10 protein-coding genes and 1 pseudogene are annotated in these 11,160 nt (G+C 71.4%); 4 read left to right on the top strand and 7 right to left on the bottom strand.

Annotation, left to right across the window (positions count from 1 at the left end; genetic code table 11):
- From K6I33_RS23780 to K6I33_RS23765, 4 genes and pseudogenes are all read right to left on the bottom strand, one after another.
- A pseudogene (locus tag K6I33_RS23780) lies at window positions 1-480 on the bottom strand (hypothetical protein); the annotation flags it as partial.
- A 60-nt stretch (window positions 481-540) separates the two neighbouring features.
- Complete coding sequence (locus tag K6I33_RS23775; protein ID WP_229356554.1) at window positions 541-1,215, bottom strand: class I SAM-dependent methyltransferase; 675 nt, start codon at window positions 1,213-1,215, stop codon at window positions 541-543.
- Between the two features lie 208 nt (window positions 1,216-1,423).
- On the bottom strand, window positions 1,424-2,131 hold the full coding sequence (locus K6I33_RS23770; protein ID WP_229356553.1) for a DUF402 domain-containing protein: 708 nt from the start codon (window positions 2,129-2,131) through the stop codon (window positions 1,424-1,426).
- A 93-nt stretch (window positions 2,132-2,224) separates the two neighbouring features.
- Window positions 2,225-3,619: an aspartate ammonia-lyase gene (locus K6I33_RS23765; protein WP_229356552.1), complete on the bottom strand. Its 1,395-nt coding sequence runs from the start codon at window positions 3,617-3,619 to the stop codon at window positions 2,225-2,227.
- Window positions 3,620-3,760: 141 nt separating this feature from the next.
- On the opposite strand from K6I33_RS23765, the gene K6I33_RS23760 reads away from it, so the two are divergent.
- The gene (locus tag K6I33_RS23760) at window positions 3,761-5,287 is read left to right on the top strand and encodes a ricin-type beta-trefoil lectin domain protein (RefSeq protein WP_229356551.1); all 1,527 of its coding nucleotides are present in this window, start codon (window positions 3,761-3,763) and stop codon (window positions 5,285-5,287) included.
- 64 nt (window positions 5,288-5,351) lie between these two features.
- Here K6I33_RS23760 and K6I33_RS23755 read toward each other — a convergent pair whose 3' ends face one another.
- Window positions 5,352-7,016 carry a fumarate hydratase gene (locus K6I33_RS23755; protein ID WP_229356550.1) on the bottom strand — a complete coding sequence of 555 codons (1,665 nt, stop codon included), beginning with the start codon at window positions 7,014-7,016 and terminating at the stop codon, window positions 5,352-5,354.
- A 178-nt stretch (window positions 7,017-7,194) separates the two neighbouring features.
- On the opposite strand from K6I33_RS23755, the gene K6I33_RS23750 reads away from it, so the two are divergent.
- Complete coding sequence (locus tag K6I33_RS23750) at window positions 7,195-7,851, top strand: DUF1707 domain-containing protein (protein ID WP_229356549.1); 657 nt, start codon at window positions 7,195-7,197, stop codon at window positions 7,849-7,851.
- 234 nt (window positions 7,852-8,085) lie between these two features.
- Window positions 8,086-8,442 carry a WhiB family transcriptional regulator gene (locus K6I33_RS23745; protein WP_126915815.1) on the top strand — a complete coding sequence of 119 codons (357 nt, stop codon included), beginning with the start codon at window positions 8,086-8,088 and terminating at the stop codon, window positions 8,440-8,442.
- Window positions 8,443-8,555: 113 nt separating this feature from the next.
- Here the strand turns inward: K6I33_RS23745 and glpX are convergent, their stop codons facing one another.
- A complete protein-coding gene (glpX, locus tag K6I33_RS23740; RefSeq protein WP_229356548.1) occupies window positions 8,556-9,587 on the bottom strand; it encodes a class II fructose-bisphosphatase in 1,032 nt (343 codons plus the stop codon).
- Window positions 9,588-9,805: 218 nt separating this feature from the next.
- Between glpX and K6I33_RS23735 the strand changes: the two genes are divergently transcribed.
- Window positions 9,806-10,351, top strand: a complete 546-nt coding sequence (locus tag K6I33_RS23735; RefSeq protein WP_229356547.1) for a DUF4245 domain-containing protein — start codon at window positions 9,806-9,808, stop codon at window positions 10,349-10,351.
- 65 nt (window positions 10,352-10,416) lie between these two features.
- On the opposite strand, the gene K6I33_RS23730 is transcribed toward K6I33_RS23735, so the two are convergent.
- Window positions 10,417-11,007 (bottom strand): malonic semialdehyde reductase, encoded by a 591-nt coding sequence (locus K6I33_RS23730; protein ID WP_229356546.1) that lies wholly within the window; start codon window positions 11,005-11,007, stop codon window positions 10,417-10,419.
- Between the last annotated feature and the right edge of the window lie 153 nt (window positions 11,008-11,160).

Genomic DNA, 11,160 nt, shown 5'->3' with positions numbered 1-11,160 from the left:
GTCGCCGGTAACGGCTGCCGGGCCGTGGGCCTCGCCGGCCGGGTCGTCGGCGCCCGTACGCGGCTGGGGGACGCGGCCCCGCGCGCCGGGACGGGGCCGCTGTCCGGCGGTGTCGTCGGCCTCGGCCGCGGCGTGGGCCTCGTCCACCGGCTCTCCGGCGGTGCCACCGGGCCCGGCGACGCCGTGGGCCGCAGGAACCGGACGGCCCGTTCCGCAGGCCGCCGGGGCCGCCGCGGAGTGGGCCTCGCCGGCCGTGGGCGCGGCTGTCACGTCGGCGTCGACGGGCGCGTCCTGCCGGGCCGGCTCGGTGGCGGCCGCCGGGTCGTGGGCGGCACCGCGGGCCGCCGCCTCGGCGGCCGGGGCGCCGCCCTGCCGGGGCACGGCGCCCGCGCCGGGGGCGTGCTCGGGCGCGCCCGGCGCTCCGGCGCCGGAGCGCGGCGCGGGCCGTGGTCTTCCGTGGGAGTTGGAGTGCTCCGTCACGCGTGGGGTTCCATCCGTAGGGGCCGTGCGTCCGCCCGGGGGAGGGCGGGTACACGTGGGTCAGGCGCGGCGCAGGTCGAGGAAGAGCTGGATCTCGGGTGGTACGTCCGTGCTCGCCGGGGCGTACGCCCGCGAGCTCTCCCCGGCGATGTCGAATCCCGCGTCACGCACGACCTGGCGCAGTTCCTCCCGCAGATATCCGGATACCCGGATCGTGCTGCCGAGGAACGGGATCGCGTAGTCGTCGACGTCGGCCTCGACCATGGAGAGGGCCAGCAGTCCACCGGGTCTGAGCAGGCCGTGGAGCATCCGCAGGGCGTGCGGGATCTCCGGGCGCGGCAGCATCAGCAGGGAGAAGAACGCGGTCGCGCCGTCGAAGACGCCCAGGTGGCCGTCGCGCAGCTCGGCGAGGTCGGCCAGGTGGAAGGTCGCGTCCGGCACATGGGCGCGGGCGAGGTCGAGCATGCCGGGGGAGAGGTCGACGCCGACGACCTCATGGCCCGCGTCCACCAGTTGCCGGGCCGTCGGCAGGCCCGTGCCGCAGCCGACGTCCAGGATCCGCGAGCCGGGCGGCAGCGCCCCGGCCAGCCACTCGCCGGCGGCGAGCTGGCCCTCCTTGTGCGGGAAGGCCTCGTCGTAACGGTCGCCGATGGCGTCGAACGCCTCGGCCTGGCCGGTGCGGTCCAGCCCTAACAGGGCGAAGCCGTCGTAGTCCCGCTGGTCGTCACCGCTCACGGCTCCGCCCCTCCTGCCGACTGTGACTGTGCTGTCTGTCCGTTGTGCCGGGTCGTTGTGCCGGGTCGTCTCGTGCCGTGCTGAGTGCAGTATCGCGGAGGCCGATCCTACGGTTGCCGCGCGGGGAGTCGGCAAGCGGTTCGGGCCCCGATTCACACCCTGTCGCACCACCGGCTCGCATCCTGCTCACATCCGGTTCACACGGGGTTCACGCCCCCACGGGCGCCGGAGTGCGGTCCCAGTCGTCGGGGAGCGCCGGCACCGGCCAGGCGGGGTCGGGCCGCCACCGCTCCCAGCCGGCGGTGAACGGCGGGCCCCAGGCCTCGATCAGCTCGACGGCGGCGTGGCCCGCGGCCCTTACCCGGCCCGCCTGAGCGTCCGTCAGCAGCCCGGCGTGGCGGGCCTGGGCGAACTCGTCCTCGTCCTTCCACTCCCAACTGCGGTCGGGGTAGACGGCGATGTCCAGGAAGTGGTCCTCGGAGTCGACGCCGCCGGCCCAGCGCGCGAGCGGTTCCTCGAGATTCACGTACCAGTTCCGGAAGCGCCAGTCGAGGTCCCAGAAGAGCCAGACCGACCAGGGGTCGCCGGGCCGGGCGAGCTTGAGCACACCCGGCCCGTACCAGCGGGTCACCGCCGTCGTCCGCGGCTTGGTGTAGCGCGTGGCCAGCGGTTCGCGGTGGACGGGCGTGCCGTCGGCGAGCAGCGGTTTGACGCAGTCCGTGCCGGGCGCCATCCACACCGCGAGCAGCTCGGCGGTGTCCTCGACGACGGTGACGGGACGGCAGATGTGGATGCCGCCCCCGGTGCCGGGTCTGGCGTTGCCGCGGTAGCGCCAGAGGATCTGGTCGCCCGGCGCCCAGCGGCCGCTCCCGCCGCCGCCCGCCGTGCCCGTCGTGTCCGTGGTCTCCGCTGCCATGCGCAGATCTTAGGTGCCGGGGACACCTATGCGCCGTGACGTATACCGCAGATGTATACGGCGGTGGTCCGGGGGCGGCGGGGGCGCCACCGGCTACGGGCGGGTCATGCGCAGGACGTCGAGCGCCTCGTCGAGCTGCTCCGTCGTCAGCAGCCCACGGTCCACATAGCCCGATTCGAGCACGACCTCCCGGATCGTCTTCCGCTCCGCAAGGGACTTCTTGGCCACCTTCGCGGCCTCCTCGTAGCCGATGTACCGGTTGAGCGGGGTGACGACGGACGGCGAGGACTCGGCGTACTCGCGGGCCCGCTCCGCGTTGGCGGTGATGCCGTCGACCGCGCGGTCGGCGAGCAGCCGGGAGACGTTGGCGAGCAGCCGGATGGACTCCAGGAGGTTCTTCGCCATCACGGGGAGCATCACATTGAGCTCGAAGTTCCCGGCGGCGCCCGCCGTGGCGACGGTCGCGTCGTTGCCCATGACCTGCGCGGCGACCATCAGGACGGCCTCGCAGACCACCGGGTTGACCTTGCCCGGCATGATCGAGGAGCCCGGCTGGAGGTCGGGCAGGGCGATCTCCGCGAGCCCGGTGCGCGGGCCCGAGCCCATCCAGCGCAGATCGTTGGCGATCTTCGTCAGGCCCACCGCGACGACGCGCAGCTGGCCGCTGGTCTCCACCAGGCCGTCCCGCGCGCCCTGCGCCTCGAAGTGGTCGCGGGCCTCCGTCAGCGGCAGCCCCGTCGCCCGGGCCACCTCGGCGATGACCGCGGCGGAGAAGCCGGGCGGGGTGTTGATGCCGGTGCCCACGGCCGTCCCGCCCAGGGGCAGTTCGGCGAGCCGGGGCAGCGAGGCGCGCAGCCGCTCGACGCCGTAGCGCACCTGGGCGGCGTAGCCGCCGAACTCCTGGCCCAGCGTCACGGGCGTGGCGTCCATCAGATGCGTCCGGCCCGCCTTGACGACCTCCGCGAACTCCTCGGCCTTGCGCTCCAGGGCGGCCGCGAGGTGCTCCAGCGCCGGGATCAGCTCGCCGGTCACGGCGGCCGTCGCGGCGATGTGGATGGAGGACGGGAAGACGTCGTTGGAGGACTGGCTGGCGTTGACGTGGTCGTTGGGGTGGACGGGCCGGCCCAGGCGCTCCGTGGCGAGGGTGGCGATGACCTCGTTGGCGTTCATGTTCGAGGACGTGCCGGAGCCGGTCTGGAAGACGTCGACGGGGAACTGGTCGTCCCAGCGGCCCTCGGCGACCTCGCCCGCCGCCTCCGCCACGGCCGCCGCCACGTCCTCGTCGATCACGCCCAGCCCGGCGTTGACCTTCGCCGCCGCGGCCTTGATCCGGCCCAGCGCCTCGATGTGCGCACGCTCCAGGCGCTGCCCGCTGACCGGGAAGTTCTCCACGGCACGCTGGGTCTGGGCCCGCCACTTGGCGTCCGCCGGGACCCTGACCTCACCCATGGAATCGTGCTCGATCCGGTACTGCCCGCTGTCGGTCATCGTCGCTTACCTCCTGATGTACTCCTGCAGGACTCCCACCGGACTCCTGCCGGTCACAGCGTTTGTCCTGATCCCCGTGTTCCCAAAAGTCGCTCGTGGCTACTAAATACCGCGAGTAACAACAGAACTCGGGGAGGCTCCATGACCCGGACACGCAGACCCACCCTGCGCTGTTCCCTCGCCGCGCTCGCCGCCTTCGCGGCGGCGCTCGGCGGACTGTCCGTCACCGCGCCCTCGGCGGCCGCCCGGCCGCACGCCGCGGCCTCGTCCACCCCCCTGTCGCCCGAACTGGAGAAGATCCGCGCCGCGGAGGCGGCGAAGCTCTACGGCGACTCCGCCGAACGCCCCCTCGCGGCCCGGAAGACCTCGCTGCTGTCGCTGGGCGACAGCGAGATCTCCGGCGAGGGCGTCGGCACCTACGAGCCCGGCACGAACGGCCCCGACAACTGGTGCCACCGCTCGCCCGACGCCGCCATCCACCGCACCGGCATCCCCGCCGACGTCACCTACAACGTCGCCTGCTCCGGCGCGACCACGGGCAACATCCGCATCGGCGGCGGCAAGCAGTACGCGGACGAGCTCGTGCAGAGCGACGCGCTCGCCGTCAAGGCGCGCAACACGCGCGTGAAGCTGGTGCTGCTCGTCGCCGGCGCCAACGACGACCTCCAGTTCGGCCCGGTCATCACCGACTGCGTCACGCGCTATCTGACCCTCCAGGGACCGTGCGAGCCCAAGTACGCGCCCGGCTGGCAGGCGCGCGTCGACGGCCTGGTGCCCAAGGTCGAGGCGACCGTCCGCGACCTGCGCAAGGTCATGACGGACGCGGGCTACACGGACGGCGACTACAAGCTCGTCGTCATGGGCTACCCGAGCCCCATCGGCCCCGACTTCGAGGACAACCCCGACTTCCCCGGCAAGCTCCCCGGCGGCTGCGTCGGCCACACCTCGGACTCCGCGTGGGGACGGAACACGGCGGTGCCCGCGTTCGAGCGCGGCATGCGGAAGGCCGCTCGGGAGACCGGCGCGGTCTACCTCGACAACTCGCGGCTCTTCCACGGGCACGAGGTGTGCATGGAGAACACCTGGGCCCGGGGACTGTACGTCGACGTGACGAACCCCTTCCCGCCCAACGAGAACTCCGTCCGGCAGTCCTTCCACCCCAACGCGCGCGGCCACGCGGCCTTCGCGTCGTGCCTCACCCAGCTCTACCGCTCGGACTGGCGCGAGGCGGGCTGCGCGGACCCGGCGAGCACGGGGTCGCCCGTGCTGCGCGAGGGCGCGTGGGACGACGCGTTCCGGCCGCTGCGCGCCGAGGCGGCGGGCACCTGCGTGGACGCGTACGGGGCGGCCTCCGCGAACGGGACCGAGGTCGGCGGATGGCCGTGCTCGGGCGCCCGGAACCAGCAGTGGTGGTTCGACGGGGAGCGGGGCTCGCTGCACGCGGGGCTGACGCACGACCGGTGCGTGGACGTGCCGGGCGGCACGTATGCCGCCGGGGCGGCCGTGGTGCTGTGGGACTGCCACGGCGGGACGAACCAGCGGTTCACTCGGGCGGGCGGGTCGTTCAGCCCGGCGGCGGCACCGGGGCTGTGCCTGACCTTGGCGGGGGCGAAGGAGCCAGTCCGGCTGCAGAAGTGTGACGGGTCGCCGTCACAGCGCTTCGCGTAGCGCTGACGCGCGGTGCACTCAAGCGCCGGACGGGCCGGGATCAGCCCGTCCGGCGCTTGCGCGACTACTTCCGCACGGGAATCGACGTGAACGTCGGAGCCGGCGCCGGGTCGACGAAGAAGTCGTTGCCCTTGTCGTCGACGACGATGAACGCCGGGAAGTCCTCCACCTCGATCTTCCAGACCGCCTCCATGCCGAGCTCCTCGTACTCGACGACCTCGACCTTCTTGATGCAGTCCTGCGCCAGCCGCGCCGCCGGGCCGCCGATCGAGCCGAGGTAGAAGCCGCCGTGCGCGCCGCACGCGTCGGTGACCTGCTTGCTGCGGTTGCCCTTGGCGAGCATGACCTTGGAGCCGCCCGCCGCCTGGAACTGCTCGACGTAGGAGTCCATGCGGCCGGCCGTGGTCGGGCCGAAGGAGCCGGAGGCGTAGCCCTCGGGGGTCTTGGCGGGGCCCGCGTAGTAGACCGGGTGGTCCTTGAGGTACTGCGGCATCTCCTCGCCCGCGTCCAGCCGCTCCTTGATCTTCGCGTGGGCGATGTCACGCGCGACGACCAGCGGGCCGGTCAGCGACAGCCGGGTCTTCACCGGGTACTTGGTGAGCTCGGCGAGGATCTCGTCCATCGGGCGGTTGAGGTCGATCTTGACGACGTCGCCGTCCGCGTCGAGGTGCTCGTCCGTCGTCTCCGGCAGGAAGCGCGCCGGGTCCGTCTCCAGCTGCTCCAGGAAGACGCCCTCGGCGGTGATCTTCGCGACGGCCTGGCGGTCGGCGGAGCAGGAGACCGCGATGGCCACCGGGCAGGACGCGCCGTGGCGCGGGAGGCGGACGACGCGGACGTCGTGGCAGAAGTACTTGCCGCCGAACTGGGCGCCGATGCCGATCTTCTGCGTCAGCTCGAAGACCTTCTCCTCCAGCTCCTTGTCACGGAAGCCGTGGCCCAGCGGGGAGCCCTCCTCCGGCAGCTCGTCGAGGTAGTGCGCGGAGGCGTACTTCGCGGTCTTCAGCGCGTACTCGGCCGACGTGCCGCCGACGACGATCGCCAGGTGGTACGGCGGGCAGGCGGCCGTGCCGAGCGAGCGGATCTTCTCCTCCAGGAACTTCATCATGCTCGCCTCGTTGAGCACGGCCTTCGTCTCCTGGAAGAGGAAGGACTTGTTGGCCGAGCCGCCGCCCTTGGCCATGAAGAGGAACTTGTAGGCGCCGCCGTCGGTCGCGTAGAGCTCGATCTGCGCGGGCAGGTTGGAGCCGGTGTTCTTCTCGTCCCACATCGTCACCGGGGCCATCTGCGAGTAGCGCAGATTGAGCTTGGTGTAGGCGTCGAAGATGCCGCGCGAGAGGGCCTCCTCGTCACCGCCCTCGGTGAGGACGTTCTGGCCGCGCTTGCCCATGACGATCGCGGTGCCGGTGTCCTGGCACATCGGGAGCACGCCGGCGGCCGCGATGTTCGCGTTCTTCAGCAGGTCCAGGGCGACGAAGCGGTCGTTGGGGGAGGCCTCGGGGTCGTCCAGGATCTTGCGCAGCTGGGCGAGGTGGGCCGGGCGCAGATAGTGCGAGATGTCGTGCATGGCCTCGGCGGCGAGCTTGCGCAGCGCCTCCGGCTCGACCTTAAGGAACGTACGGCCGTCGGCCTCGAAGGTCGACACGCCCTCGGCGGTGACCAGACGGTACGGCGTGTTGTCCTCGCCCAGGGGCAGGAGGTCGGTGTAGGCGAACTCGGGGCCGGCAGACATCGCGGAGATTCCTCACTCACTCTGCGGAAAACGGTGGCTGGCGTCATCGACAGCGCAATTCTCAGAGTAGGGGGCGGACGGCGTGGTGAGTTTGTGAGGTAAGGCTCAGTTCGTCGTGCGCACCACGTGCGTGCGCACTACTGTCGCGATCTATCGCGTCTGCCTTACCCTGCTGTCCGTGGACGAGTCTTCCCCCGGGAACCGGGTGTCGCTGAGCAAGAGCACGGTCGCGCTGCGCGCCTCCGACGCCGACCGTGACCGTATCGCCGAGATCCTCCGCGAGGCGCTGGCCGAGGGCCGGCTCACGGCGGACGAGCACGCGGAGCGGGTCGGCGCGGCGTACGAGGCGAAGACGATCGGCGAGCTGGAGCCGCTGGTGCGCGATCTGCCCGTCGGCGCGCGGCACCCCGCGGCCCCCGCGCCCGCGCGCCCGTACGACGCCTCCGTGCGCCCCGCCGTGAGCGAGGCGGACAGCCTGGTCGCCGTCTTCGCCGGGGCCACCCGCAAGGGGCGCTGGCGCCCCCGTCCGCGCACCAATGTGTTCGCGCTGTTCGGCGGGGTGGAGATCGATCTGACCGAGGCGGTCTTCGAGCAGCGGGAGATCGTCGTCAACGTCAACTGCGTCTTCAGTGGTGTCGAGGTCAAGGTCCCGGAGAACGTGTCCGTGCGCGGCACCGGCACCGGGATCTTCGGCGCCTTCGATGTGAAGACGTCGGAGTCCCCGGACCCGGACGCCCCGGTCGTCGTGGTCACGGGTGTGGCGATTTTCGGTGGCGTCGAGGCGAAGACCAAGCGCGGAAAGCGGCTGAAGAACCTCCGGAAGTCCCTGGGGTGACCTCCGGGGGGTGACCGCCGGTACTCCGGGGTGACCTCCGGTACGGGCGCTCCGCCGAGCCCGGCGGCGTCCGTACGTCATTCCGGTCATGGCAACGGTGTGAATAAGCTCGCGCACAGCGGGTAAAGCTTGGTGCATCGTCTCTCGTACGGCTGCGGGTGCGAATGGCCGTGCGCGTCGAGGCGGGCAAAGGTGACTCAATCGGCCAAGCAAAGCCGTCGTCAGGAGTAGACCGTGCTGCTACCGCATCAGCCCCTGCAGGAAGCCGCCGTTCCGTCCCAGCGGATTTCCGCCAGGGAACAGGCCGGCCCCTGGCATTCGGAGGCGGTGTGCCGCCGGGATGAAGCCGGGCTTTTCTTCGCACCATCAAAGGAGCCGACGGCCGCCCGCCTTTCCCGCGAAGAGGCCGCCAAACGCGTATGCGCCCGTTGCCCGGTCATGGTGGAGTGCCGGGAGCACGCTCTGCTGCAGCCCGAGCCCTATGGGGTGTGGGGCGGTCTCACCGCCGCCGAGCGCCGGGTCGTGCTGGCCCGCCGCCGGCGCCGCGAGGCCGAGCTCCAGCGGGCCACGCGCGTCGCGGCGGCGGGCTAGCCCGCCCCACTCCCCGCTCCACTCGCCACAACGGGCCGGGCCCCGCCGGATGACGGCGGGGCCCGGCCCGTTGTGCGCCTGCCTCGGCAGGAGACCTCGGCAGGAGGGGGGGATCAGCTGGGGCGCTCGAAGTCGACCGCGCTGTAGGCGCGCAGCTTCGACAGCCGGTGCTCGGAGTCGATCAGGCGGATCGTGCCCGACTTGGAGCGCATGACCAGCGACTGCGTCGTCGCCGTCTCGGCGCGGTAGCGGACACCGCGCAGCAGCTCGCCGTCGGTGATGCCGGTGGCGACGAAGAACACGTTCTCGCCGCTGACCAGGTCGTTGGTGTGGAGGACGCGGTCCAGGTCGTGGCCGGCGTCGAGGGCCCGCTGCCGCTCCTCGGCGTCCTTCGGCCAGAGCTTGGCCTGGATGGTGCCGCCGAGGCACTTCATCGCGCAGGCCGCGATGATGCCCTCCGGCGTACCGCCGACACCGAGCAGCAGGTCGATGCCGGTGTTCTCGCGCGCGGCCATGATCGCGCCGGCCACGTCTCCGTCGGAGATGAACTTGATCCGGGCGCCCGCCTCGCGGATCTCCTTGACCAGGCCCTCGTGACGGGGGCGGTCCAGGACGACGACGGTGACGTCCTCGACGGCGGAGCGCTTCGCCTTGGCGATCCGGCGGATGTTCACGGCGACCGGGGCGTCGATGTCGACGAAGTCGGCGGCCTCGGGGCCGGTCACCAGCTTGTCCATGTAGAAGACCGCGGACGGGTCGAACATGGTGCCGCGCTCGGCGACGGCCATCACGGAGACGGCGTTGGCCATGCCCTTGGCGGTCAGGGTGGTGCCGTCCACGGGGTCCACGGCGACGTCGCACTCGGCGCCGGTCCCGTCGCCCACGCGCTCGCCGTTGTAGAGCATCGGGGCGTTGTCCTTCTCGCCCTCGCCGATGACGACGACACCGTTCATCGAGACGGTGTGGATCAGCGAGCGCATGGCGCGCACGGCGGCGCCGTCCGCGCCGTTCTTGTCACCGCGGCCCACCCAGCGGCCCGAAGCCATGGCACCCGCCTCGGTGACCCGGACGAGCTCCAGCGCGAGGTTGCGGTCCGGGGCTTCCGGGCTTACCTCGAGCTGGGACGGCAGATGGTGATCGGACATCGGATGCGCACCTTTCTGTACGGCGGCGGCCGTAGGGCCCCTCCTTACCCCGATTGGGTCAGGAGGGTGAGGGTGATGATGACTTTAACCGCTGACTGCCAGATTGAGCAGAGGCCCCCACGCATGAGCGGCGTCAAGGAGGTCTGTCAGGGAGGTGGTCAAGGAGGTGTGGCCAGGTCGCCGTCAAGATCGATCACGGCATGGGGGACGATGGGTGCGTGGCAGGTAGGAACGGCAAGACGCAGACGATTCGGAACATGCTGCTCTCGATGGCGGTCGTGGTTCCCGTGGCGGGATTCAGCTATCTCTTCATCCCCCACGACGAGAACAACGATCCGGTGAAGACGGTGAACTACCGGGTGGAGCTCGACACCGCCCGGCGCGCGGCGCCGTACGCCGTGGCCGCCCCCGAGGGACTCGGTGACGGCTGGCGCGCGACGTCCGTGTCGTACAGGGCGGGCGAGAAGGACGGCTCGGCCTGGCACCTGGGCTTCCTCGACCCGCAGCGGCAGTACGTGGCGGTCGAGCAGAGCGACGCCCCGGCGGGCCCGTTCATCGACAACGTGAGCCTGCGCGCGGAGAAGACCCACGCGACGGAGAAGATCGGCGACAGCGTCTGGCAGCGCTACGAGGGGCCGAAGTACGACGCGCTCGTGCGCCGGGACTCCGGGGTGACCACCGTGGTCACCGGGACCGCGGGCGCGGAGCGGCTGAAGGAGATGGCGGCGGCGCTCAAGGCGGAGAAGGCTCCCGCCAAGGGTTAGCCGAACGCGAAAGCCGTGGCCTCCGGGCCACGGCTTTCGCGTTGAGCGGTTCTGTTCTGTCGACGTCAGACCGTCTTGACGGCCTGCTCGAAGGACAGGCGCGGCGAGCGCGGGTAGGAGGCGCCCTCGCCCGGCTTGCCGATGTTGATGACCATCAGCGGGGTGTGGTCGCCGTCCAGGAACTCCTTCTGGACGGCGCCGAAGTCGAAGCCGGTCATCGGGCCGGCGGCCAGGCCGGCGGCGCGGATGCCGAGAATGAAGTACGCGGCCTGGAGGGCGGCGTTCATCGCGGCCGACTGCTCACGGACCGGGCGCTCGCTGAAGAAGATGTCCTTGGCCTGCGGGAAGGCCGGGAACAGCGTGGGCAGCTCCTTGTGGAACTCGTTGTCCGCGGCGAGGATCGCGACCAGCGGGGCGGCGGCCGTCTTGGGCTGGTTGCCCTCGGCCATCAGCGGCACGAGGCGGGCGCGGGCCTCCTCCGAGCGGACCAGCACGATGCGCAGCGGCGACTGGTTGAACGCGGTGGGGGCGAGCTTGATCAGGTCGTAGACGGCCTGCATCTGCTCGTCCGTGACGGGCTCGTCGGTGAAGGTGTTGGCCGTGTGGGCCTCGCGGAAGAGCAGGTCCTGGGCGGCGGCGTCGAGGGCGAGAGTCATGGGGGGTGCACCTTCTCGGAGGGGTAGTGCGGGCTGATGAAGTTGAATCTACAATTAGATGAGTGAAGCTTCAACTAAATCGGGGGCCGGTGAGACCCGGTTCACAGATCCGAGAGGGTGTTCCGGGGGAGGAGGGAGGAGGGAGGAGGGAGG

It is taken from the genome of Streptomyces sp. UNOB3_S3, from assembly GCF_020740895.1.
In the GTDB taxonomy this organism is placed as follows: Bacteria; Actinomycetota; Actinomycetes; order Streptomycetales; family Streptomycetaceae; genus Streptomyces.
The sequence above is the reverse complement of the archived record's forward strand: the minus strand, read 5'-3'. Positions and strand labels throughout refer to the sequence as shown.

What these genes read in the sequence shown, in the direction of transcription:
- K6I33_RS23770 (WP_229356553.1), bottom strand. Translation starts at nt 2,131, where the DNA reads ATGGCAGCGGAGACCACGGACACGACGGGCACGGCGGGCGGCGGCGGG.
- K6I33_RS23765 (WP_229356552.1), bottom strand. Translation starts at nt 3,619, where the DNA reads ATGACCGACAGCGGGCAGTACCGGATCGAGCACGATTCCATGGGTGAG.
- K6I33_RS23760 (WP_229356551.1), top strand. Translation starts at nt 3,761, where the DNA reads ATGACCCGGACACGCAGACCCACCCTGCGCTGTTCCCTCGCCGCGCTC.
- K6I33_RS23755 (WP_229356550.1), bottom strand. Translation starts at nt 7,016, where the DNA reads ATGTCTGCCGGCCCCGAGTTCGCCTACACCGACCTCCTGCCCCTGGGC.
- glpX (WP_229356548.1), bottom strand. Translation starts at nt 9,587, where the DNA reads ATGTCCGATCACCATCTGCCGTCCCAGCTCGAGGTAAGCCCGGAAGCC.
- K6I33_RS23730 (WP_229356546.1), bottom strand. Translation starts at nt 11,007, where the DNA reads ATGACTCTCGCCCTCGACGCCGCCGCCCAGGACCTGCTCTTCCGCGAG.